The organism is Candidatus Paracaedimonas acanthamoebae (assembly GCA_017307065.1).
Classification (GTDB): domain Bacteria; phylum Pseudomonadota; class Alphaproteobacteria; order Caedimonadales; family Caedimonadaceae; genus Paracaedimonas; species Paracaedimonas acanthamoebae_A.
Genome location: JAFKGL010000017.1, coordinates 32,912 through 57,057, shown reverse-complemented (window position 1 = coordinate 57,057; position 24,146 = coordinate 32,912). Strand labels below are relative to the sequence as shown.

At 39.7% G+C, this 24,146-nt stretch carries 25 protein-coding genes; 13 read left to right on the top strand and 12 right to left on the bottom strand.

Going from position 1 to position 24,146, the window contains the following annotated elements; translation table 11 throughout:
* Positions 1 to 175: 175 nt before the first annotated feature.
* Entirely contained in the window at positions 176 to 694 is a 519-nt protein-coding gene (locus tag J0H12_04500; protein MBN9413166.1) for a hypothetical protein, read from the top strand.
* Here J0H12_04500 and J0H12_04495 read toward each other — a convergent pair.
* Both J0H12_04495 and J0H12_04490 read right to left on the bottom strand, forming a co-directional pair.
* Positions 691 to 1,722: an NAD(P)/FAD-dependent oxidoreductase gene (locus tag J0H12_04495; protein ID MBN9413165.1), complete on the bottom strand. Its 1,032-nt coding sequence runs from the start codon at positions 1,720 to 1,722 to the stop codon at positions 691 to 693. The two genes, J0H12_04500 and J0H12_04495, sit on opposite strands and share 4 nt — an antisense overlap.
* 17 nt (positions 1,723 to 1,739) lie before the next feature.
* The gene (locus J0H12_04490) at positions 1,740 to 2,948 is read right to left on the bottom strand and encodes an MFS transporter (GenBank protein ID MBN9413164.1); all 1,209 of its coding nucleotides are present in this window, start codon (positions 2,946 to 2,948) and stop codon (positions 1,740 to 1,742) included.
* A 187-nt stretch (positions 2,949 to 3,135) separates the two neighbouring features.
* On the opposite strand from J0H12_04490, the gene J0H12_04485 reads away from it, so the two are divergent.
* On the top strand, positions 3,136 to 4,335 hold the full coding sequence (locus J0H12_04485; GenBank protein MBN9413163.1) for a phosphoglycerate kinase: 1,200 nt from the start codon (positions 3,136 to 3,138) through the stop codon (positions 4,333 to 4,335).
* Here J0H12_04485 and J0H12_04480 read toward each other — a convergent pair.
* The 5 genes from J0H12_04480 to J0H12_04460 form a co-directional block, all read right to left on the bottom strand.
* Positions 4,243 to 5,268, bottom strand: a complete 1,026-nt coding sequence (locus tag J0H12_04480; protein ID MBN9413162.1) for a COX15/CtaA family protein — start codon at positions 5,266 to 5,268, stop codon at positions 4,243 to 4,245. The two genes, J0H12_04485 and J0H12_04480, sit on opposite strands and share 93 nt — an antisense overlap.
* Positions 5,269 to 5,337: 69 nt before the next feature.
* Complete coding sequence (locus tag J0H12_04475) at positions 5,338 to 5,832, bottom strand: CarD family transcriptional regulator (GenBank protein MBN9413161.1); 495 nt, start codon at positions 5,830 to 5,832, stop codon at positions 5,338 to 5,340.
* Between the two features lie 203 nt (positions 5,833 to 6,035).
* Positions 6,036 to 6,923, bottom strand: coding sequence for a zinc ABC transporter substrate-binding protein (locus tag J0H12_04470; GenBank protein MBN9413160.1), 888 nt, complete (start codon positions 6,921 to 6,923; stop codon positions 6,036 to 6,038).
* Positions 6,920 to 7,765, bottom strand: a complete 846-nt coding sequence (locus J0H12_04465; protein ID MBN9413159.1) for a metal ABC transporter permease — start codon at positions 7,763 to 7,765, stop codon at positions 6,920 to 6,922. The genes J0H12_04470 and J0H12_04465 overlap by 4 nt, the downstream gene beginning before the upstream one ends.
* The gene (locus J0H12_04460; GenBank protein MBN9413158.1) at positions 7,758 to 8,531 is read right to left on the bottom strand and encodes an ABC transporter ATP-binding protein; all 774 of its coding nucleotides are present in this window, start codon (positions 8,529 to 8,531) and stop codon (positions 7,758 to 7,760) included. The genes J0H12_04465 and J0H12_04460 overlap by 8 nt, the downstream gene beginning before the upstream one ends.
* Before the next feature lie 227 nt (positions 8,532 to 8,758).
* Between J0H12_04460 and J0H12_04455 the strand changes: the two genes are divergently transcribed.
* Genes J0H12_04455 through J0H12_04430 form a run of 6 tightly spaced genes read left to right on the top strand, consistent with a single transcriptional unit; the run spans position 8,759 to position 13,404 of the window.
* On the top strand, positions 8,759 to 9,475 hold the full coding sequence (locus J0H12_04455; GenBank protein ID MBN9413157.1) for an ATP-binding cassette domain-containing protein: 717 nt from the start codon (positions 8,759 to 8,761) through the stop codon (positions 9,473 to 9,475).
* On the top strand, positions 9,468 to 10,355 hold the full coding sequence (locus tag J0H12_04450; GenBank protein MBN9413156.1) for a hypothetical protein: 888 nt from the start codon (positions 9,468 to 9,470) through the stop codon (positions 10,353 to 10,355). Before J0H12_04455 ends, J0H12_04450 begins: the two co-directional genes overlap by 8 nt.
* A complete protein-coding gene (locus J0H12_04445) occupies positions 10,356 to 10,943 on the top strand; it encodes an HAD-IIIA family hydrolase (protein ID MBN9413155.1) in 588 nt (195 codons plus the stop codon).
* Positions 10,944 to 10,958: 15 nt separating this feature from the next.
* Complete coding sequence (locus tag J0H12_04440; GenBank protein MBN9413154.1) at positions 10,959 to 11,570, top strand: YdcF family protein; 612 nt, start codon at positions 10,959 to 10,961, stop codon at positions 11,568 to 11,570.
* The gene (locus tag J0H12_04435; GenBank protein ID MBN9413153.1) at positions 11,567 to 12,295 is read left to right on the top strand and encodes a 1-acyl-sn-glycerol-3-phosphate acyltransferase; all 729 of its coding nucleotides are present in this window, start codon (positions 11,567 to 11,569) and stop codon (positions 12,293 to 12,295) included. The genes J0H12_04440 and J0H12_04435 overlap by 4 nt, the downstream gene beginning before the upstream one ends.
* The gene (locus tag J0H12_04430) at positions 12,292 to 13,404 is read left to right on the top strand and encodes a DUF2125 domain-containing protein (GenBank protein MBN9413152.1); all 1,113 of its coding nucleotides are present in this window, start codon (positions 12,292 to 12,294) and stop codon (positions 13,402 to 13,404) included. The genes J0H12_04435 and J0H12_04430 overlap by 4 nt, the downstream gene beginning before the upstream one ends.
* Positions 13,405 to 13,500: 96 nt before the next feature.
* On the opposite strand, the gene ubiG is transcribed toward J0H12_04430, so the two are convergent.
* Positions 13,501 to 14,244, bottom strand: coding sequence for a bifunctional 2-polyprenyl-6-hydroxyphenol methylase/3-demethylubiquinol 3-O-methyltransferase UbiG (gene ubiG, locus J0H12_04425; protein ID MBN9413151.1), 744 nt, complete (start codon positions 14,242 to 14,244; stop codon positions 13,501 to 13,503).
* 101 nt (positions 14,245 to 14,345) lie between these two features.
* Between ubiG and J0H12_04420 the strand changes: the two genes are divergently transcribed.
* From J0H12_04420 to J0H12_04410, 3 genes are all read left to right on the top strand, one after another.
* Positions 14,346 to 15,584 carry an aspartate kinase gene (locus J0H12_04420; protein ID MBN9413150.1) on the top strand — a complete coding sequence of 413 codons (1,239 nt, stop codon included), beginning with the start codon at positions 14,346 to 14,348 and terminating at the stop codon, positions 15,582 to 15,584.
* A gap of 123 nt (positions 15,585 to 15,707) precedes the next feature.
* Entirely contained in the window at positions 15,708 to 16,469 is a 762-nt protein-coding gene (locus J0H12_04415; GenBank protein MBN9413149.1) for a hypothetical protein, read from the top strand.
* A 167-nt stretch (positions 16,470 to 16,636) separates the two neighbouring features.
* Positions 16,637 to 17,776, top strand: a complete 1,140-nt coding sequence (locus J0H12_04410; GenBank protein MBN9413148.1) for a hypothetical protein — start codon at positions 16,637 to 16,639, stop codon at positions 17,774 to 17,776.
* Here J0H12_04410 and J0H12_04405 read toward each other — a convergent pair.
* Both J0H12_04405 and rph read right to left on the bottom strand, forming a co-directional pair.
* A complete protein-coding gene (locus J0H12_04405) occupies positions 17,773 to 18,741 on the bottom strand; it encodes a diguanylate cyclase (GenBank protein MBN9413147.1) in 969 nt (322 codons plus the stop codon). The genes J0H12_04410 and J0H12_04405 overlap by 4 nt on opposite strands.
* Before the next feature lie 162 nt (positions 18,742 to 18,903).
* Positions 18,904 to 19,623 carry a ribonuclease PH gene (gene rph / locus J0H12_04400; protein ID MBN9413146.1) on the bottom strand — a complete coding sequence of 240 codons (720 nt, stop codon included), beginning with the start codon at positions 19,621 to 19,623 and terminating at the stop codon, positions 18,904 to 18,906.
* Between the two features lie 78 nt (positions 19,624 to 19,701).
* Between rph and hrcA the strand changes: the two genes are divergently transcribed.
* Both hrcA and grpE read left to right on the top strand, forming a co-directional pair.
* The gene (hrcA, locus tag J0H12_04395; GenBank protein MBN9413145.1) at positions 19,702 to 20,736 is read left to right on the top strand and encodes a heat-inducible transcriptional repressor HrcA; all 1,035 of its coding nucleotides are present in this window, start codon (positions 19,702 to 19,704) and stop codon (positions 20,734 to 20,736) included.
* 10 nt (positions 20,737 to 20,746) lie between these two features.
* Positions 20,747 to 21,346: a nucleotide exchange factor GrpE gene (grpE, locus tag J0H12_04390; protein ID MBN9413144.1), complete on the top strand. Its 600-nt coding sequence runs from the start codon at positions 20,747 to 20,749 to the stop codon at positions 21,344 to 21,346.
* Positions 21,347 to 21,471: 125 nt separating this feature from the next.
* Here grpE and lpdA read toward each other — a convergent pair whose 3' ends face one another.
* Together lpdA and odhB are read right to left on the bottom strand one after the other, a co-directional pair.
* Positions 21,472 to 22,881: a dihydrolipoyl dehydrogenase gene (lpdA, locus tag J0H12_04385; GenBank protein MBN9413143.1), complete on the bottom strand. Its 1,410-nt coding sequence runs from the start codon at positions 22,879 to 22,881 to the stop codon at positions 21,472 to 21,474.
* A gap of 2 nt (positions 22,882 to 22,883) precedes the next feature.
* Complete coding sequence (gene odhB, locus J0H12_04380; GenBank protein MBN9413142.1) at positions 22,884 to 24,134, bottom strand: 2-oxoglutarate dehydrogenase complex dihydrolipoyllysine-residue succinyltransferase; 1,251 nt, start codon at positions 24,132 to 24,134, stop codon at positions 22,884 to 22,886.
* Positions 24,135 to 24,146 lie beyond the last annotated feature (12 nt).

The window sequence follows — 24,146 nt, the reverse complement described above, 5'->3', positions numbered from 1 at the left end:
GCTATGATCATTCCTAAAGTGGCGTAAAATGATGAGAATTTCCCCTATGATACAAACAAACCTCCCTAAAATAGAGGTCGAAAGAAGAAAATCCTCCTCTCGGTGTACTTGGGGTTCAACTTCAAATCAACCCCTTTATGATAATATAAACAACTAAATTTGAGTATAGACGATCATGCAATATTTTTGGCCAATTTTATTAATTCTTCTCTTTCCATTAGGCGGCTGCCAGAATTCTCAACCGTTAGAGAATCATTCTTGTTTTGCGCCCACCACCAATATCATCCATCAACTTTCACGTCAGAGTTTTTTCGATCCGACGTCAGCTCATGAAGTAGCCCGCCTCGAGATTGAATCTCTTAAAGAAGTTGCTGAGAAAGATAAAGAAGAAGCACTTCTAAGTTTTCAAATCGTTTTTGGGGCCTTAAGAAATACAACGATCTCAAAACTTAATGGAAATTATTTCATTGCCATCACGGACCAAGAAGGCATCCCTCTTTTTAAGAAAATCTTTCCTCTTGAAATCCTCTTCGAAGGCAAGAAGAAATATCAGCGAAAAGTAAAAGAAGTCACAATCCCTGTTTCCCTCAACATCATTGATCACTGTGAAAAATATCAAATCTTTATTGGATTTGACTTAAAAACTGATGACCTTGAGCACAGCTTGCGACGTTTAGAACAGAAAACTTCTTAAGCCGCCGCTGTTTCTTTATGGGGGATACCCTGCGTCGTTGAATGCTCAAAATGCCATACTTCTCCAGGATGAACTAAAGTTCTTGCCGTATGCGCAGCTTGAGCAGCCTCGGAAAATCCCGTTAAAATGAGCTTGAGTTTATGAGGATACGTTGCAATATCACCAATGGCGAGAATCCCAGGACGATTCGTTAAACAGGTCCCTGGCTCAACCTGAATGTGATGCTTTTCAAGATTTAGCCCCCAATCATTGATCGGACCTAGATTCATTGAAAGACCAAAAAATGGTAGCAAATAGTCTGTTTCAAGACGCCGCGTTTCACCTTCAAGTGTTTTTACAAGCACCGCATCAAGTTGACCATTATGCCCTTGCAATCCATCAAGCTGGTAAGGAACAACAAGTTCTATCTTTCCTTGCGCCACAAGTTGATGCAATTGTACTTCAGATTCAGGGGCAGCGCGGAATTTTGGACGCCTGTGAACAACCATGACTTTTTTTGCAATTTCTGAAAGGGATAAAGCCCAATCCACAGCAGAATCTCCCCCGCCGGCGATCACAACGCGCTGATCTGCAAATTGTTCACGTTTTTGAATATAATAGAGAACACTTTTTCCTTCATAGGCTTCAATACCTTCCAAAGGAGGGCGATTAGGACCAAAAGCACCAACACCTGCAGCAATAATAACGACCTTTGTATTAATTTGAGTTCCCGTGGAAGTTTGCACAAACCACCGATTATCCTCAAGCGGCTGGAGAATTTCCACCTGCTGATTCACATGGTAAACAGGATTAAAAGGCTGGGCTTGCGTCTCTAAATTCTTAATAAGCTCACTTGCTTCAATCCGTGGAAATCCTGGGATATCATAAATTGGCTTCTCAGGATAAAGAGCCGCACATTGCCCTCCGACCATTTCAAGGGCATCGACCACATGGCATTTAAGACGCATCATTCCACATTCAAAAATGGCAAATAAACCAACGGGTCCGGCCCCAATAATAACAACATCTGTTTTTATCGCTGTATTCATGAAATTAAGCTCTTTATTTAACGTTTTGCTTTTTGAGAAGATTCAATAAAGGGGAGAAGAATTAAAGCAATCCCAGCAGCACCTGCACTTAACCAAAAGGCAAGAGAAGGACTTTTATGCGTGAAAACCCATCCTGTAATCGTATTTGAAAGAAAAATGGTGAGTCCCACAATCAAATAATAAATTCCAAATCCTGTTCCCCGAATTTCCGTAAAAGTTGTATCCGCAACTTTTGTCAAAAGTAAACTCTGGGTCATTCCCATCTGTAATCCCCATAAGCTGGCGCCAATCAAAACAAAAGTTGGTCCGTCAGCCAAGGCAAAGAAAGCATTAGAAATAATTGTAATGAAAAAGCCAATTCCAATTAAGATGCGCCGATCAAAACGATCTGAAAGTCGCCCCATAGGATAGGCTGACGCAAATGCAAAAAGATTTTGCAAAACCATAAGAGCCGGCACTTGACTTGGCGAAAGTCCTTGGTTTGTCCCTTGTAAAATCATATAGGCACCACTGTAGTTTGAGAGCATAAAAATACCCGCAACAAAGACAACACGCCAATATTGCTTATTGAGGTGACGTGTATGTTTAAGATGAGCCCAAAAAGAAATTTTTGCATGATGACGGTCCGCGATAGGAGAATCTTGCACAAATAATATAAGGGCTAAGACTGCAAGAACAGGAGGAATAGCCGCAGCCCAAAAGATGATCTCATAATTCTCATTCGTATGATGCATCAAAAACATGACCACACCCGCCCCCGCAAAAGAACCAATCATGGATAATGTCTGACGCAACCCAAAACAAGTACCTTTCAAACTTTTAGGCGCCAAGTCTCCTACTAAAGCCTCTCGCGGCGTTGCTTGCAATCCATTGCTAATACGATCAATTAAGCGGGCTCCTGCAATCCATCCAAGGGAAGGAGCAAGTGCAAAAATAGGACGAGATAATGCCGAGAGAGCATACGCAAAAACGAGAATTGGCTTACGTCGATAAAGAAAATCGCTCAGTACCCCTGCGAAAATTCTTGTAAACCAAGAAGTTGCTTCCACAAACCCTTCTAAAATCCCCAGATCAAAAGTGGATACCCCCAAAACTGTCGTAAGATAAATGGGAGAGAGACTAAAGATAATCACAGAAGATAAATTAACCAATAAAGTGACGATTCCTATTCCCCAAATACTTTTAGGAAGAGAAAAAACTGAATATTTTTCAATAGATTGTTCCATGAAACCCACGTATTAAATAAGATAATTAAGAATTGTTGATGATCATTTAAATTTAAGAAACCAAGCTTACATTTGTTGAGGATACTACCAAAGCCCTTGCGACTCGGCTAGGAAAAAATATACTCGAAAGAAGGTTTTTTCTAAGCTACGCTGCATCTAATTGAAATTTAACAAAAGGAAATACTCTATGTCTCTCCCAAACCTTGATAAAATTGACCTCAAAAACAAAAAAGTTATTCTACGAGCAGATCTTAACGTTCCGACTAAAGAGGGAGAGATTCTTGATAATTCTAGAATCTTAAGTCTTTTGCCAACCATTGACTATCTTATTCAAAAGGGAGCAAGCATTGTTCTTATCTCACATTTTGGTCGCCCCAAAGGAAAAGTGGCCGCTGAGTTGTCACTTAAACAGATTTTACCTACCTTAGAAAAATGTTGGAAGAAATCTATTTTTTTTGCTGAAGACTGTATTGGTCCTCACGCACAACAAGCGACTCAAAATCTCAAGAGTGGCGAGATTGTTTTGTTAGAAAATCTCCGTTTCCACCCTGAGGAAGAAGAAAATGATCTTCATTTCGCTCAAGAACTTGCGAAATTAGGAGATCTTTATGTCAATGATGGCTTTGCCGTATCGCACAGAGCTCATGCCTCAGTGCATGCTATTACGCAGTATTTGCCTTCTTTCCCAGGACTTCTTATGACAAAAGAAATTAACGCTCTGTCTCAAGCTTTACAAGCGCCACAAAGACCTCTCGCCGCCATTGTTGCTGGCTCTAAGGTATCAACAAAATTAGACCTTCTAAAAAATCTTTTAAGCAAAGTTGATATACTGATGCTCAGTGGAGGAATTGCAAACACATTTTTAAAAGCACGCCATATTGAAATTGGAACCTCTCTTTATGAACCTTCCATGCTTGAAACAACGCGAGAGATTGAAAAATTAGCCCACGAAAAACAAGTTGAAATCGTCCTCCCTGTCGATGCAACAGGCACTTTCGAAACCGACAAAATTATGACTCTTAATCTTTCTCACATTCCTCAAGAATTTAAAATTTTAGATATTGGCCCAGAAACCATTTCTCTTTTTAAGTCTAAGCTCAATCAAGTTCGTACTTTAGTCTGGAACGGCCCTCTTGGGGTGTTTGAAATACCCCCCTTTGACCAAGGAACCACTGCACTTGCTCAAGCCGTGGCAGAATTAAGTCGCCATCAAAAGCTCTTCAGTATTGCAGGGGGGGGCGAAACTTTAGCAGCTCTCGCTCAGGCCAAATCCACGCATGATTTTAGCTATTTATCAACAGCAGGAGGTGCTTTTCTTGAATGGCTTGAAGGAAAAGACCTGCCTGGAATCAAAGCGTTGATAGAAAGCAATCCAAAGGCTTGTTAATAAAACAATGGCGATGGCTTGATGTGACGCAGCTAAGAAAAGAGGAACGTGCAATAAAAGTGTGGAAATTCCCAAAATTGCCTGCAGGGTTGCAATTGCAAAGACAACACTATAAAAGCCTCGCCTTTGTAGGGCAAGATAACCTAAAAATATGAAAGTTATCATCGCTAAAAGACGATGAATAAATTGGATACTGACAGGGTTATGAATAAGATCTTTCCACCAAGGCGTTTCAAAAAATAACTCCTCAGGAATCCACGTCTCACCCATCAAAGGGAATGTGTTATAAATAAGCCCTGCCTTATGGCCAGCGACAAGCCCCCCAAATAGAATCGTTAACAAAACAAAACTTACCGCTGTGATTTCTCTATAATTCCAGGTTCCTTTTCGCGCGTACCATAGCTTCAATCCTAAATTCAAAGCCCAGCCATACGTCAGAATAGCTAACATCAAATGCATAGAAAGACGATAAGGACTTACATAAGGATCTTCAACGAGTCCACTCTTAACCATATACCATCCAACCACACCTTGAATGCCCCCCAGCACCCATAAAGCCAAAAGAGACGCCACATAAGATCTTAAACTTTTTTTCCTTAGGGCATAAAAAATCAAGAAAAGAAAATAAAGACCTATTAAGCGTCCCCACAATCTATGGATATATTCAAGCCAGAAAATCTGCTTAAATTCTATTAATCCCATTCCGAAATTAATTTTTTGATACTCAGGTGAAGCTTGGTATTGAGAGAACAGCGCCATCCAATCATGCTGCGTTAACGGAGGGAATATTCCTTGAAAGAGTTGCCATTCAACGATTGAAAGGCCCGAGCCTGACAAACGTGTCACCCCTCCCAAGAGAACCATCACAAAAATAAGAGCACTTCCAATAAATAATAAAAGTGCAAAAAGACGATTATTTTCAAGCAGTTTCATGAAATTAAGAGACCATGGAGAAAAATTCTTTCTCCTTTAAATTAACCCCTGATACCAGAGAATCAGAAACTAAGCAGCCTGCAAGATCTCTTCAACCCGTGCAATCGCTTGATTTTCATCAATGGCTTCAATAGCGGCGATTTCAGAAGCCAAACGTTGGAGAGCTGATTGATAAATTTGACGTTCACTATAAGATTGGTCTGGCTGATCTACACTTCGATAAAGTTCACGAATAACTTCTGCAATCGAAGTTAATTCTCCTGAAGAAATTTTCATTTCATATTCCTGGGCGCGACGCGACCAAATGGCCTTCTTAGATTTTATTTTCTTTTTTAATGTTCCAAGGGCTTTTTCGACTTCATTTTCTGTACTTAAGGCACGTAATCCGGCATCGTGTGCTTTCTTCATTGGCAACCGCAGAGTCATCCGGTTTTTTGAAAAAGAGATTACAAAAACTTGAAGTTCATGACCTGCAACTTCCTGTGTTTCAATTGACATTACTTTTCCAACACCATGTGCTGGATATACGACAAGATCACCACTCGAAAAAGCACGGTTTTGAATCATTTTAAATCCCCAAGATTGATTAGGTAATGCGCCCACAATATATCCAAAACCACCCTCTTTGTCAAACAAAGAATCAGAAAGACGATTTATACAATAAAAACTACAATATTTTGTTAAATATGGCTATTTAAAAATATAATATTTGTTTGAAAATAGATTTTTGATAAAAAATACTATACTTTAAGTAGAGGTAATTTTATTTATTTATTATTTAACATCCCTAATTTTAAGAGATGTATATTTACCTTCATCATATCGATATAAGTAGAAGCAGGTTGCTTTTTCTCAGAAAGGGCATCTGAATACAACATTCCACCAATAGAGGCCCCTGTTTCTTCTGCAATATGTCGGATTAAACGCTCATTCGTAATATTTTCAATAAAAACCACCTTAATTCCGTGTTTTTTTATTTCTTTAATAAGATTAACAACTTCTTGAGCAGAAGGCTCACTTTCCGTACTGAGCCCTTGGGGCGCTAAAAATTTTATGTGATAGGCTTCACTGAAATAACCAAAAGCATCATGAGCCGTAATCACAATTCTTTGCTGAAGAGGTATACTTTCAAGCTCTTTATAAATCCATGCTTCCAAATCTGTGAGCTGTTGACGGTAATGAGCCGCATTTCTTCGAATAAGGTCTGCGGATTGCGGGATTAACTCTAAAAGAGCCTTCTCAATATTATCGATATAAATCATCACATTTTGAACATCATTCCAGGCATGTGGATCTGGAGAAGATTCAACTCCCTGCATAAAAGCACGAGGTTTAATATTTTGAGATACCATAACAATTTTGGCTTTTGTCTTTGTTGACTCCACAAGGCGAGGCATCCATCCTTCAAATCCTAGGCCATTCATCAGGATTAAGTCAGCTTCTGAAATCAGTTGAGCGCTTTCAGGGGTGGGCTCAAAAACATGCGCATCACTATTAGGACCAACCAGAGAGGTAACTGTGACGGCTTCTCCTCCGACATTTTCAACAAGATCCTTGAGAATACTAAAGCTTACGACAATCTTTGGGATTGAGTGAGCCCACCCCAAAGAACTTTGAACTAACAAGATGAGAAATACAAAACTCCATTTCTTCATGTGCGTCGACACCTTAAGCTACCATAAGGACCAAAAACAACGGTCACGAGATATAAAACCCCTGACGTTAAAATAATTGCTGGTCCAGAAGGCCATCCATAATGATAAGAAAACACCAGCCCCAAAAAACCAGATACAATGGCTACAAGAATCGCAACAAGATAAAGAGACCATATTTCTCTTGCCCAAAAGCGCGCTGTAATAGCTGGAAGCATCATCATCCCCAAGGCCATTAAAGTTCCTAAGGCCTGAAAAGCTGAAACCATATTTAAAACCACAAGCCCCATAAAAATAAGATGATATAAGCTTCCACGCCCCCCTATTGATCTCATAAAAATAGGATCAAAACACTCAAGTACCAAAGGTCGAAAAATTAATGCCATCACAAATAAACTGATCGTTGTAATCCCCGCAATCAAAAGAAGAGAGGCCTTATCAACAGCTAAAATAGATCCAAAAAGGATATGCATGAGGTCAATATTTTTTCCCTTAGTTGAGACGAGAATAGCACCTAGCGCTAAAGCAATTAAATAAAACCCCACAAAACTAGCATCTTCTTTCAGAACAGTTTTCCGAGAAATAAAACTTGCGAGAAGAGCAACTATAAGCCCAGAAAACATCCCTCCAATTCCCATGGCTGGGAGAGAAAGCCCCATAAATAAATAGCCTAGAGCAACTCCGGGTAAAACAGAATGAGAAAGGGCATCTCCCATCAAGCTCATTCGCCTTAAAACGAGAAGAACGCCTACAGGGGCGCACCCCATTGAAAGGGCAATACACGCAATCAATGCACGCCTTAAAAAGGGATATGTTCCAAAAGGTTCTATAAAAAACTCATACATCGTCTTTAAAAAACTGCATTGTTTTATCATTTTCTAAATTTGAAACTTCCCACTCGCCCGAACTTCTCTTCGCTTGACGCAAGTTCTCAAGAGTAAGAACCTGTTTTGTAGCACCATAAGCAATAACACTCCGCGCCAATAAAAGCGATTGGGGAAAATAACTTTGCACAATCTCTAAATCATGAGAGACAATAATGACAGTCCGCCCCTCTGTTGTCCAACCTTGAACAATCTTAATAAGGTCTTCCATTGTGTATCTATCCACAGCTGCAAATGGCTCATCAAGAAGAATAATCTTTGCATCCTGTAGCATAGTCCGAGCAAAAAGGATGCGCTGGAACTGCCCTCCCGAAAGCATGTGTAAAGATCGATGAGCAATGTCTTTTAGACCGACTTTTTCTAGCGCTTTTTGAATGGTTGCATCTGTTTTTTGATCTATTTCTTGGAAAAAACCTTTGGCTTGAGATAAACCAAGTGCAACAACATCATACACCGTTAGAGGAAATGTGCGATCGACCTCAGTTTGTTGCGCAAGGTAAGCGATATCAGTAAGTTTTGGATAAAAACGCTGAATTTCACCCTTTTGCAAGGGAACGAGGCCCAAAATAGCCTTCAAGAGAGTACTTTTTCCCCCTCCATTAGGTCCCAATACTGCCGTTAAAGATCCCTCAAAAAAGTCGATCGAAATATTATCCAGGGCAAGATGATTTTTATAAGAAACAGAAACATTTTTAAAACTTAGAACAGACTTTAGATCTTTCGTCATAAAGCCCACCATACGCCTATCCACAGAAGAATCACAGCAAAGAAAACTATTTTTATTCTTTTCTGGGCACTCCAAAGGAGAGGAGAGAACATAAGCCACCTTTTTTCATATTAATTTCTATTTTTCTACTATGTGAATTCGAAATCATATTGTCAATGTTAGTTCTCTTACTTTTTCGAACTTTCTCCTTGAGATTTAAACAACTTTCATCAAGTATAAGAAGATTAATGAGGGGAAAAAAGGTGCATAGCATTGTTCAATTTGAGAGAGTAAGCTTAAAATATGATCAAGGCCCCTCTGTTCTTGAAGATGTTTCTTTCAAACTTTCTCCGGGAACTTTTCATTACCTAACAGGCGCAAGCGGTGCCGGAAAATCCTCACTTCTGAAACTTATTTATAAGGGATTCAAGGAGTATCGCGGAACTATTCAAGTTTTCGGAAATGACTTAAGGTACATGAAAAATCAAGCCGTCTCCCTTTACAGACAGAAAATTGGCATTATTTTCCAAGATTTTCTCCTGCTTGAACACTTAACCACTCTAGATAATATTGCTCTTCCGTTGAGACTCCGAGGAGACGGATGGCTTCATAGTCAGAAGAAAGCACGCCAAATGATGGAATGGATTGGGTTGGGTGGCTTTGAAGAAGCAATGCCTTCAACCCTCTCTGGAGGACAAAAACAACGTGCGGTTATCGCCCGTTCCGTTATGAATAAACCTAAGCTCCTGCTGGCGGATGAGCCTACAGGTAATCTTGATGATGAAAATGCGGCCAAGCTTCTTTATTTGTTTGAAGAGCTTAATCGCGGAGGTATTACAATTATTATGGCCACTCATAATAAAGACCTCACAACAGAATTTCCGCATCCAATTATTCGGTTAGCTGAAGGCCAGATTTCAATTCATCCCTCTTTCAGATGTGAAAGCAGTGTTAATAATGTTTAAGAGAACCCGCCCTACTATTCATTCCGAAATTCCTTTCGACCGCCTCAAAGGATCCAAAATGGTTTTTGGCACTTTGGGGTTGATGGTCTTTTTAATTACTCTTTGCTTAAGTGGCACTATTCTTCTTGAACGCTTCCTCAAAACCTGGCGCCATGAAACAATACAGGGTTTTACAGCAACCCTTCCTTCAACTTCAGATCCTCAAGAGCAATTTCTTCAACAAATGGAATTTATGAAATTTCTTAAAAAAATTCCGGGCGTGCTTCATATAGAAATTATTACTCGAGAGAAGCGCACCTCTATTTTTGACCAATGGACATATTCCACCTCAAAACCTCCTTCTTCTCAAGCTATTGAAGCCACATTCTGTAACCGTGTAAAAATTAGTTTTTCCCAAATTTTTTCGACACTTGAAACTAATTTCCCAACTATTCATCTTGAAGTAGGTCGAAAATCTAAAGAAACCTTTTTAAAGATCGCTCAAGCGGCTCAATTTTCCATCATGATTCTTGCTGGCCTTATTGGAATTGCAGCAATATTCACAATTGCTTTTACAACTCATGCGGGACTTATTATTCATGATCAAGTTATTGAAATTTTACGCTTAATTGGCGCTGAAGACCGCTTTATTGCAAAGCAATTTCAACGATATGCTTTAAATCTCGCTGTTAAAGGAGGCCTTTTAGGCTGCAGCCTGTCAGCTCTCCTCTATTTCTTACTACTCTCAACGTTTGACTTCTCTCTCCTCTCGCTATCCTCCAGAACTTTTCCTTATGTTGAAATTTGGGGAATTATTGCTTTTTCACCCATTCTCGTGGCTATTATTATTATGATTTCCACACGCATCACCGTGATGCTTTCACTTTCTCAGGAGACTTAAATGTTGGATCTAGTCATGCTTGACCGAGATGGTGTGATCAATATAGATCGCCCTACATCTGTAAGATCCTGGGAAGAATTTACCTTTCTTCCCTCCGTAGAAAATGCTATCTATAGCTTAAATCAAGCTCATATCCCTGTTGCTATCATCACTAATCAGGCCGTCGTGGGACGACATGAGTTAAGCCTTGAAGACCTTCATCACATTCACCTTCAAATGCAAAAAAAACTTAGAGAAAAAGGGGCTCATATTGATCATATCTTCTTTTGCACCGATACAACAATTGAACCTCATTATCGTCGCAAACCAGCTCCAGGCATGCTCTTAGAAGCCTTAGAACACTTTAATGCACGCCCTGCTTACTCTTATATGATTGGAGATGCTCTTCGGGATCTTGAGGCCGCCTATCATGCAGGCTGTCAACGCATTCTCGTCCGAACAGGTAAAGGCGCTAAAACCGAGGAAGAAGGAATTCCAAATTTCTTAGACCCCGTATCAATTTATGATAATTTAGCGATTGCCGTAAAAACACTCTTAGAAAAGCTAGACGCGCCCTCTACGAGAGCTTATATTACCGAGCATCAATAAAGGATATTATGTTTCATGAAACGTTGGTTTCTTATCCCGATGCTTGTAAGCTTTCTCACCTGGGGCTTAGGGTTGATGTGGTTTGCAAATAGCATCCAAGAGAACATCCCCCCTTCTGAACAGTCAACTGATGCTATTATCGTGCTGACAGGTGGCGCAGAACGAGTCTCAACAGGATTAACTCTTTTATCTCGTGGATTAGCTCAACGGCTTTTTATTTCTGGTGTTCATGCTCATGTAAAAATAAAAGAGTTGCTATCGCAAGTTCCTTTAAATGAACAAAAAAAAATTAATCCTTCCACCATTGATTTAGGGTTCGCGGCCGCGAATACCACTCAAAATGCTCAAGAAACCGCCGAGTGGGTTCACAAAAACCATATTCAAACACTTCGCTTAGTAACTGCGAATTATCATATGCGTCGAAGCCTCTTAGAATTCTCCCAATATTTACCCGCCGTTCAAATTATCCCCCACCCCATCTCACCCAGAAATTTTCATGAGAAAATGTGGTGGCAATGGCCAGGAACGTTTGATTTAATAATTCGAGAATATCATAAATTTTTAGGTGCTTTAGCCCAATATTGTTTAAGGAAACTATCTTTTAAAGGGACTGAAATATTCAGATGATAATTTTTATCCGCTCAATCATTTTTAATATCTTATTTTATGTATGGACTTTTATCGTTGTCGTAAGCGCTTTACCAGCGCTCGTCATAGGACGTCAATGGACGCATCGTATCTCTCGATATTGGGGAAATGGTGTCACCGTGTTACTTCATCTCGTTGGGATTCAAGTTGAAATCAGAGGGCGTCATTATCTTCCTTCAGAACCCGCAATTATTGCTTCGAAACATCAATCTGCCTGGGAAACAACAATGATTGAAATTTTTGTTCCCGAAGCCGTCATTATTTTAAAAAAAGAACTGATTAAGATTCCCCTGTTTGGTCGCCTTCTTTTGAACACAGGCGTCATCAGCATCGATCGCTCTAAAGGACGTAGTGTCATTCCACAAATGGTTGAAGGCGCAAAACATGCAAAAGAACAAGGTCGTTCTCTTTTTATTTTTCCCGAAGGAACACGCACAACCGCAGGCGAGCGCGGAACTTATCGGTATGGAACCTATGCCTTATACCATCAGACAGGAATGAAAGTAGTACCAGCCGCGCATAATGCAGGTTTCTTTTGGCCTCGTCGAAAATTCTTAAAAAACCCGGGCAAAATTATTTTTGAATTCCTTCCTCCTATTGAACCTGGACTTTCTGAAAAAGATTTTATGAAAAAACTCGAAGAATCTATTGAAAGCGCCTGTGAAATACTTCATCCTTTTAAAAAAGGTCCTCAGTCTTCATGAAACTCTCTCAATTTTCAAAACGACGCCCCTTGTTAGCTCCAATAAGTATTATTATCCTCTTATTACTTTTTGGAGGGTATATTTATGTCTGGTTTAAACAAGCTCGTTTTCTTGAAGAAAGAGTTCATCACGAGATTAATCTTCTCAAAACAAACCAAGAGACAACCTTTGACCATGAAGGCGTAAAAGTTACAGGATTTCCGTGGAAATTAGAAATCAAAATCCACCAACCACGCCTTACCTCAACCCATCGAGGTTCGGGGATTCTTCAAATAGATGGCTTCCTTGAAGTCGAATCTGCCGTCTGGTCTCCAAGTACGATTACTGTTAATGCGCACGGAAAAACAAAATTTATTTATACGCCTAAACCTCAACAAGCTCCTCTCATGCTTGAATTCGAAGATTTTCAAGGAAGCTTTAAAATTCATCCTCAAGGTTACACTTTGAAAAATCTTCAGCTTTATGATTTGCACTTAAAAATGCTGGAAAATAGAGTCAATATTGAAGAATTTACTCTCACAGCTCTGCCACCAGAGAAAACCATCCTTCCAACTCTTAGCAAAACCATATTAACAGCTTCTCATGAACAAACCTTACCAAAAATTAATCGTTCAAGCTCTTTTGCCCTAAAAATTTATCGAATGAGGATAAATGACCATACAACGACCAAACTTCCTTCTCTGGTGAAATCACTTGACGCAATTGTTCATCTTGAAGAAACTTTTAACCTTCTCGCCGCTAATCCTTTTAAAGAATGGACAGATAGCGGAGGCGCCTTTGAAATTGAAAAATTTTCTTTTGACTGTGGCTCTCTCAAAGGCGAAGGAAATGGAACACTTGCTTTTGATCATGATTCACAACCTCTTGCCGCGTTTTCAGCAACATTTTCTGGATTAGAAACACTTCTTGATCAACTGACTCAAGCAAAAATGATTCGCAAAAATGTATCTTTGATTGCCAGGCTTTCCTTAGGATTATTACAGGATAAATCTACCTCTCGGGATGAAGCACCTCGCCACACGATTGCATTAAGTCTTCAAAAAGGTGATCTCTCTATGGGCCCCCTAACGCTCGCGAAACTTCCAAAATTAAAATGGCCTTCCCAATAAAATTAAAAAATAACTTTACTGATTAGATCTATCTTAAAAAAGACATAAGTACATCCATTACTTATAAAAAATTTTGTTCCTTTTCAATAAGCTATTTTAACTTACTTTTTCAGCACATAAAATATAGTTGACGCTTAAGTTTTTCGATAATTCCCATGTTTTATAGAGAGGCTTAAAACGCATTCCTTGAAGAACTTGGATAACAAACCCAACCTTGCGTAAGTAGGCATCAACTTCAGAAGGTTTTAGGAATTTATCCCACTGATGTGTTCCGCGCGGAAGAAGTTTGAGAATATATTCCGCCCCCAAAATGGCCGTTAAATAAGAAGGGGCCGTTCTGTTTAAGGTGCTTAAAAATAGAAGCCCTCCTGGCTGTAAAAGAGAGGCGCATGCCTCTATAAAACTCGGGATATCAGCCACATGCTCTATGATTTCAAGGGCCATGACCGCGTGATATTTTTGGTTTTTTTGGGCAAATTCTTCAACAGAACTATTAACATAGGTGATATCAAGACCTTGCTCATCAGCACGACGACGCGCAATGGAAAGACTGGGTTCTGCCAAATCTAACCCTGTCACAGAGGCCCCCAACCTGGCCAAAGGTTCAGTTAATAAACCAGCTCCACATCCTACGTCTAATAAAGATAAAGGCTTCAAAGGCATAAGATCTGACTTATTATCCTGAGGAAAATACGTCAGCAGATGATCGCAAATAAACTTTATACGAAGAGGATTCATTTGATGTAACGGTTTCATAGGCCCCTCAGGGTTCCACCATTGATCGGCAAGTCGTGCGAAGTTCTTTATTTCTTCATGATCAACAGAAGCTGAATGTGTCATTTCTTAAGGCCTTTCAGTTTACCCTTTATTAATGCTTATTATATCTTTTTGTGGTATAGGTAGAAAATCGTATAGTAAAGAATTCTTAGAATCAATTGCATATGGCGCTTATTGTTCAAAAATTTGGGGGAACTTCAGTTGCAGGGATTCCGCAGATTCAAAATGCCGCCCGTCGTATTGCTTATGAATGTAAGCGAGGGCACAAAGTTGTCGCTGTTGTCTCTGCAATGGCTGGCATGACGGACCAACTGCTTAGCTATATTCAAGCAACAACACCTCATCCAAATCCGCAAGAAATCGATGTTGTTCTCACGTCAGGCGAGCAAATAACCTGTGGGTTATTGGCTTTAGCCTTGCAAAATTTTAACATTTCAGCACGTTCTTTTTTAGCCTGGCAACTCCCGCTAGAAACAGATGCTACCCATACAAAGGCGCGCATTAGAGAAATTTCAACTCAAGTTCTTGAAAAAACACTAGATGCCAATGTCGTCCCGATTATCGCAGGATTTCAAGGCATTAGCCCTGAAGGGCGATTAACGACTTTTGGGCGGGGCGGGTCGGATGTAACAGCCGTTGCCTTAGCCGCTGTTCTAAAAGCAGATCGCTGTGATCTTTATAAGGATGTTTCAGGGATTTATACAGCAGATCCTAAGATCGTTGCGCAAGCACGAAAACTTGATCAAATTGGTTACAAATCGATGCTCGAATTGGCTTCTCTTGGCTCAAAAGTAATTCAACATCGAGCTGTCGAACTTGCAATGACTTACAAAATTCCTCTGCGCATCTTCTCTAGCTTTGAAGAAAGTATAGGAACCCAAATTATCGACGAGGAACAAATGATTGAACGTCCTTTAATAAGTGGAATAGTCGCCAACACCCAAGAGGTGAAGGTTAGTTTAGAAATAACGCATGAACCTGCCAAAACAATGGCACGTCTTTTTGAGTGTCTTGCTCAAGCGCACATTAGCGTAGATATGATTCAGCATGCCCAACTCTCAAAAGCACACCCTTTTTCTCTTTCCTTTACGATCCATCAAACAGATTTGCAAACATGTTTACACATTTTTGAGAAAGAAGGCATTTCAGCTTACACAATCGATGAAAAAATGACGAAAGTTTCAGTTGTGGGTGTTGGTTTACGCAGTCATGGCCATTTAACAAGCCTGTTATTTCAAACACTTTCTGCAAAAAATATTGATCTTTTTGGGATCTCAACGTCAGAGATTCGAACCAGTGTTCTCATCAACCAAGATTTTACAGAACTTGCGGTTAGAACGCTTCATCACGCTTATGATTTGGAACATTCACCTCACACCCCTCATTTATACGTCATTGCATAACAGTTGGCCTCTTCAACACATATAACCGTATCATTTAAAAGGGCTTTTGTTTATTTTAATATTTTGGTTATGTGTTTTATGGTAGCCTATAAATAAAGAAAAGCTTCATCCAGGAGAAATTCAGTGCAAAAATTACCCGTTCTTCAAATTACAAAAGCTGCTTACAGTTTCATTTGGATTGAGGCAAAAAAAATCTTCCCTCTAGTTGCTCAATGTAGCATAATTATAATCTTACTTCATGCCTTTCCGTCTTTAATAAATAAAACAATATTCAATACAAACTCTCTTTTTTATTTATCGATCTCTCAATTCTTATTTTTTCTTCTTACACTCCCCTTGAACATTAAGGTAACCCGAGCCATAGTAAAACAAGAAGAAATCGGAAAAGAATTTTTTAAGACCCTCTTTAGTCTCCGCACCCTTAAAATACTCCTAACTATACTTACGCTTACAACAGGAGTTTTCTTAGCATTAGCCGCACTAGTATCACTTTTCTTTATTATTCCTTCTAAAATTTTCCCGTTTATTTCTTCTCAAGATACGACGCGTTACTTTTTAAATCCCACTATGATTTTTATTTTATTTTTTACAGTACCTTATATTTGTATTCGTACTTCCCTAGTTATTGCTAATGCTGCTTTAGATTATAAAAAACCTATCCGACATACATGGCGTTTATCGAAAGGACACGTCCTAAGAATCGCAGGGATTTTTCTACTTACATCTCTTCCTGGAACAATATGTATCTTTCTTGTTGGATTTTTATTGGGTGTTTTATTACAAAACATCCCCCTTGTTTATGGCCTGCTGACGTTGCCACACCTCTATTTAAGATTAATCTCTGATGCGGCTGATGGATTCATTTGTAAGCACCTTAATAAATAAAAAGAATTTCTAAGTTACATTCAGCCTTAAAGCTAAATATCTTCTTACATCTAATTTTTTTGAGTTGTATGTAAAAATTGCAACATTCCTGTGCAGTTTAAGCTCTTGTTATTGTCAAAATGTCACCTATATTAAGAAGAAAGAAGCTTATTTATCAAGGAACCATAATGTCTTTAAGGTTTTTAACACAACTCATTGTCGCACTCACCTTTTCATACCTTAATACAACGTATGCAAGCCCTCCGCGTGATCTTAAAGATATCCATGAAATGGGAGGTTTAACTTTTCTTAAAGTTAGAGGCTATGCACCAGATACTCTCCCGCTCTCTTTCTTTGAGGAACTCGCGGAACACGGAAAAACTGTACGTGATAATATTACCTATTCAACTACAGATCGATTTGCTATCAAAAATACTCTTCCAAAAAATCTTCTCATAAGTGACGGTATCTTTGGGGAAAGAGCAAAACTTGAAATTAAATGTTCAACAACAATACCTCGCATAGATTCAACAGATCCAAGCAAATTAATCTTAAAATATACTTATAAAGGAAGATGGGGCTCCGGAGAGCAACCCTTCTCTTTCCACGCTCATTTGAAAGATTCAGATGATGAAATATTTGTCCAACAATGGGCTAAGACTTTACAAGGTCTTGAGATCTATTATCAAGAAGATGAGACTCTGATTGCCACCTTCTCCATTGAAGAAGAGAATGGTGAAGAAGTTGATTCTCCTTCTTTCCTAGAAAAAGTTACAAAAGCCGTTAAGTTTGTTGCACCTTATGTCATTAATGATGTTACTCAAAGCCTAGCCCCATGCATTTTACCACCTGAAGTTCTTGTCGGTGTCAACACACTTTCTGCTAAATCGGGCTTTGATACGCCTCTCCATGCTTTACTCCCTCAAGATTCCTCTCAAGAAGCTGAAGTTGATCCTCTTGATCAAAAGCGAAAAGAACTCACAAAAACGTCTGAAGCAATTGGCGCAGCCCTTGCTCTTGTCCCCGGTGCCACAAAAATCAGAACAGCTGTTAATCTTGTCTATCAGTACCTAGGGTATGATAGTGCAACACATTGGTGGCATGGTGTTCCTTCCAAAATGGAAGAAGATACCCCTGAAAAAACCTCTTACCAACAAAAGATAAATCTTGCAAAAGGTGCTGCACGCCTTGCTATTGTCATCTTTGTCCCAGGGGGGAAATTTGTCGTCATCGGCAGCAAAATCTATGAGTTCATTGCTGGAAAATCTCTCACTCAAACAATTGTCGACAAAGTTACAAATGCCTCGCCACAAGAAGAGAAAAATTAAGCTTGTAAGACTTGTTTATCTGTATGCCTAAGTGTTCCTTGCTGAGCTCGATAAGAACGAGGGAAATAAGAACTTGATTGAGACGATGTCGCCGCTTGTATATCGTGACTTTGTTGAGATTCAAATAAATAGCGCTCAGCTCTTGCCATGATCTTTGCGGGTGTAAAACCTTCTCGCGGAAAGACAACCCCTCCCATCGAAACAAGAATTTCAATGCGCTGATCTTGCACAGAAATTTCTAAGTCTTGAATGGCGTAAGCGATGCGCTGATACGCCCGAATAAGGCCCCAATGATCGCAATCTTTTAAAATAATCCCAAAGCCACATCCATTCGATCTTCCAATAAAATCATCGAAACGGATGGTTCCCCGTAAGGCTTCTCCAACTTTTTGAATAACGTTTTTTGTTGCCTGCACTCCAAAATGACATGTGATATATTCTAAATGATCAATAGTAAGAGCAATATAGGCTCCCCCTTGATGATTAATAATTGCCTGATCAATAAAACAAGAGAGGGTCTCTAACATGAGTTCTTTTTCAGGTAAGCCTGTTAAAGCATCATATCCGGAATGATTTTGATCAATGTTCCCGAGAAGATTATCTTCTAAAAAGGTAAGCGTCCCTTGTAATTTGTAAGGTTGTCCATTCCTATCAAAAAATACCTCACCTTCGTCTAGAACCGGACACAATTTATAGTCAGGTAACGTCAGCATATAGGCACATTGATATTCATTCGTAATAGGCTTTAAAGTTGTGAGAGCTTGTTCACGCTTATAAAAATTATGAGGAGATAAAGAATTATGATAACTACTTCCAGATTTAAAAGGAGCTTCAGGACTTAAAAGAAGGTTTAAAGGACCTCGCCAATCTATGAAATCACGCTCTAGATCCCATGTATAGCCAATCGTTCCAGTTGCCTTAATGATATCCAGAATTTCAAGTGTTTCTAAGCGAAACCCATCCATTTTTTGCCCCCTTTTATTATTTTTCTTATCTTTATCTTACCGCTATAAGCTTACTGACTTATTAATAGAAAAATAATTTTTTTAAGAAGAGGACAAACACCACTCATTAATAAGGAAGCTTTCACTTGGAAAACTTCCTTATAATTTATTCTTTTAAACGAGTTAAATTAACCCAAGAGCTTTACGTTGCAACACAACAAGCTTATCAACGCCAGAACGTGCTAACTCCATCAAAGCTTCAAAATCATGCTGGTCAAAAGGTGTTTTCTCAGCCGTGGCTTGGACTTCAATGATCTGTCCTTTTCCCGTGAGCACAAAATTAGCATCAGCTTCTGCTTGTGAGTCTTCATCATAATCTAAATCAAGTACGGGGTGACCTTGATAAATTCCACAAGAGATTGCTGCAACTTGATCGACTAAAGGGTTTTGTTTCAGAGTTCCCCCCTTTAATAGTTTATCAATGGCTTGATGAAGAGCCACATAAGCTCCTGTAATTGAGGCAGTGCGCGTGCCACCATCAGCTTGAATGACATCACAATCTATCTTTATTTGTCTTTCACCAAGGGCCGTCAAATTAAGAACAGAGCGAAGAGAGCGCCCTATTAAACGTTGAATTTCTTGCGTGCGACCTGTTTGCTTTCCTCGAGCGGCTTCTCGATCTGTGCGAACTTGAGTTGCCCGAGGCAACATCCCATATTCAGCTGTAATCCATCCACTTCCCGTTCCTTTTACAAAAGGAGGGACTTTGTCTTCAATCGTCGCTGTACAAAGGACGTGTGTATTGCCGAATCGGACCAGACAGGACCCTTCCGCATATTTCGCATAATTCGGCTCTAACCTTATATCTCTTAATTGTGATGTTGATCTACCAGAAGGACGCATTTTTTCTCCCCACGTAAATATTGACTCTATGCTTCTGGGTTACTACATTTCTAGGTGAAATGGAAAGTATTATTCGTCATGCTTGAGAGATTGAACTTACGTTCACGAGAAATTTTTCGCCTCCTAGTTGAGTCTTATTGTCAAACAGGCGAAGCTATTGGCTCACGTACGCTTTCTGAACGCCTTTCTTCTTCTCTGTCCCCAGCTACAATTCGAAATGTCCTTGCGCAACTCGAATCTTTAGGGCTTCTCTATTCGCCCCACCATTCAGCAGGCCGCCTCCCCACAACGGAAGGATTAAAGCTTTTTGTTGAAGGCCTCCTCGAAGTTGGAAGCTTAAATGAAACAGAAAGAGCAAGCCTTGAAAGTCAATGCCAAACAAAAGGGTTAAATCTAGCACAACTACTTGAAAAAGTTAGTTCTTCCCTGTCAGGTCTTGCCCGATGCGCAAGTTTAGTGATTGCCCCTAAGCAAGATTCGAAATTAAAGCACATTGAATTTATACCTTTAAATCCGGGAAGAGCTCTTGTTGTCCTTGTCACAGAAGATGGCGACGTTGAAAATCGTCTGATTCAAGTTCCCTTGGGTCTCCCAAATTCTGTTTTCATGGAAGCCACCAATTACCTCAATGCAAGACTTTGTGATACAGGTCTTTCAGATGTCAAAATAAGTATTCTTTCAGAAATTGAAGCTCATGAAGCTGAACTTAATAGCCTTGCTAAACAAGTTGTCGAAGCTGGCTTAGGCGTCTGGAGTGGCCCACCCATTCTCGGAACGCTTATCGTCCGAGGCCAAGCTCATCTTTTAGAAGATGTTGAAGGTTTAGATGATTTGGAACGATTACGTCATCTCTTTTATGAGCTTGAAACACGAGAAAACTTTATTAATCTTCTGGATGCCGCTATAAACGCAGAAGGTATCCAAATTTTTATTGGCTCTAACAATAGTCTTTTTAAAATGGCAGGTTGCTCGATGATTGTTGCTCCTTACCACAATCGCCATCAACAAATTGTTGGAGCTATTGGCGTCATAGGCCCTACTCGTTTGAACTATGGCCGGATTATACCAATGGTTGATTATACGGCTCAATTAATTAGCCGTTCATTAAGTTAAAGAGGATAAAATGAACCAAGAAGATAAGAAAATTAACTCTATAGACCTTCCACAAGATGAAGCTTCTCCCTCTCTAGAAGAAGCTCTCTCTTCACAAGATGAAGAACTTGTGACTGAAAACATACCCGAAACGTCTGCCCAAGCTTCTTTAGAAGAAGAGAGAAATCTGCTTAAAGATCAGCTTTTGAGAACTTTGGCTGAAAGCGAAAATATTCGAAAGAGAGCGCAACGTGAAAAAGAAGATGCTTCTCGTTTCGCGATTACTAATTTTGCCCGAGATCTGCTAAGCGTCGCCGACAACTTAAGCCGCGCCCTTGAGAATATTCCTGCAGAAAAATTAGAAGGTGATGAAACTCTTAGATCTCTCCTTGAAGGAATTCAAATTACCGAGCGTGAACTTACGAATGCTCTTGAACGTAATGGCATAAAAAAACTTTCTCCTTTAGGTGAGATTTTTGATCATAATTATCATCAAGCCATGCTTGAAGAAGAAGATACTGATTATCAACCTGGACATGTCACGCGCGTTTTACAAACAGGCTATGTTCTGAATGAAAGACTCTTACGTCCCGCTCTTGTGGGTGTTGCTAAGGCAAAATCATCTACGTAAGTTTGATAGTGTTTTAGGGTTCTCGTTATAGGCTCATAACTGGGGGTTACTCAAAAGTAATGCAGAGCCTCTCAAGCCTATAACGGGAAGCCGATCCCTTTACCTGCCTCGTGAATTTAATGATTTTAAATATGAATGGCGTGCCCCTGAACATTCAAGGCAGCTTCTTTGATGGCTTCGCTGGTCGTTGGATGGGCGTGACAAATCCGCGCAATATCTTCTGCAGATGCTTTATACTCTAAAGCAACAACGGCTTCTGCAATCATGGTCCCTGCTTCACTATGAACGATATGGACACCTAAAATTTCATCTGTTTTTTCATGGGCAAGAATTTTTACGAAACCTTCTGTATCATTATTTGCACGAGCACGACTGTTCGCTTGAAAAGGAAACTTCCCTGCCTTAAAAGGAATCTTTGCTTCTTTAAGTTCTTGCTCCGTTTTACCTACACTAGCAACTTCAGGAGTGGTATAAATAACTGCGGGAACTGCATTGTAATTGAGTTGTGGCTTTTGTCCTACCATAAATTCGACGGCAGAAATGCCCTCTTCTTCTGCTTTATGAGCAAGCATAGGGCCACCAATAACATCTCCAATAGCATAAACTCCTGGGATATTTGTCTCAAAACGATTATTCACAGAAACGAAACCTCGTTCTGTTGTTCTGATACCTAAACGCTCAAGTCCCAACCCTTGAACAAAAGGTTTCCTACCTACTGAAACTAAGACTCTCTCACTTTCTAAAATTTCTTCTTTAGACTCACTAACAGATCTTATAAGTGTCCGAACATTTGTTGTATTAGAGTCCACAGATTTAACTTGCGTTGCGAGCTTGAAGTGCATTCCTTGCTTTTCAAGGGTCTTTTTTAAAGCGCTTCCGGCTTCTTGATCCATAGTGGGGACAATACGATCTAAAGACTCAACAACCGTAATTTCACACCCTAAACGTCGCCATATTGATCCTATTTCGAGCCCGATATATCCCCCTCCAATGATAACCATAGAATGAGGAATAGAGGTAAGAGATAAAGCACCTGTCGAACTCAAAATCCTCTGTTCATCAATGAGGATCCCGGGGAGAGGCGTTGGTATAGAACCTGTCGCAATCAGGATTTTACTCGCTTCTAAAAGTATGAGCTCCCCTGTTTCTAAAGTGAGCTGAACCTGGTGAGACGAGTGTAAAGAAGCTTCACCTTTAAAAAATTCAATTTTATTCTTTTTAAAGAGATAAGAAACCCCCTGAACAAGCCCTTGGACTATTTTTTCTTTTTGTTGCATCATCACGGAGAGATCAGCTCGTAAGTAATCAAATAAAATTCCCTGTTGATGGAAATTATCTCGTGCTTCTGCAAACTTGTGAGTCAATTGTAATAAAGCCTTAGAAGGAATACAGCCTATATTTAAACAAGTTCCTCCCGGCATTTCACGTTTATCAATGCAAGCAACTTTCATCCCCAATTGAGCAGCTCTAATAGCCGCGACATAGCCTCCAGGGCCTGTCCCAATCACAATAAGATCAAAGGAAGTGTTGCTCACGGTTAAATCCCAATTAAAAGTCGTTGTAAATCTTCAATATATTCTTTGACTCGTACTAAGAAAGTGACGGCTTCACGCCCATCAATAATCCGATGATCATATGTCAAGGCAATATACATCATGGGTCGAATGACAATTTGATCATTGATAACAACAGGCCTTTTCTCAATCTTATGCATTCCTAAAATGCCTGTTTGAGGAGGATTGATAATAGGTGTTGACATAAGAGAGCCAAAAACACCCCCATTTGTAATGGTAAAAGTTCCCCCTGTAAGCTCATCCAGAGTCAGCTTACCTATTTGAGCACGTTGCCCCATGTCTGCGATCATGAGCTCAATTTCAGAAAAATTAAGAAGATCTGCATTTCGTACCACGGGCACAACTAAACCATTTGGTGTTGAAACAGCCACCCCTATGTCATAATGATTTTTGTAAACAATCTCATCTCTTTGGATTTCTGCATTTAAGGCCGGAATTTCTTGAAGAGCGGCAATAGTTGCTTTTGCAAAAAAAGACATCATTCCCAACCGGATACCATATCTCTTCTCGAATTTGTCTCGATATAAGTCCCGCGCCATCATGACTTGAGTCATATCAACTTCGTTAAAAGTTGTAAGCATCGCTGCTGTATTTTGGGCTTCTTTAAGTCTCTCCGCAATTCTCAGACGAAGACGACTCATCTTAACGCGTTTTTCTGGCTCTACATGACTCAATTCACGACGGTATACAGTTTGAGAGATTGATGTAGATGCTTGAGTTTCTGGTGTTGGTATCGAGTGAGAAGATGTCCTTGCTTCATGATCGTCAAGATGATGTTGAATATCTTCTTTTATAAGGCGCCCTGCTTTACCAGTTCCCTGAATATCCAAAGGATTTATATTATTTTCTGCAACCATCTTTCTGACTGCAGGAGAAAACTGATTTGGTTGAGAAACGCTCTGATCACTGGAAGAAGATTGCGGTGATTCTTGTATATCTTCTTTAATCTGTGTTTCTTTTTGGGACTTTTCAGGAATTTCAGAATCGACGAAACCAATAACAGATCCTACTTTAACTTGTTGCCCTTGTAAAAATCGAGTTTCACTTAAGACACCTGTTTGAGGTGAATTGATTTCGATTGTAACTTTATCAGTCTCAAGTTCAACAAGAGGCTCGTCTAATTTAATGCTATCCCCTACATGCTTGAGCCAACGACTAATTGTGGCTTCAGTTACTGATTCCCCTAAAGGCGGAACGATTATCTCTTTAATCATAAGACTTTCCCA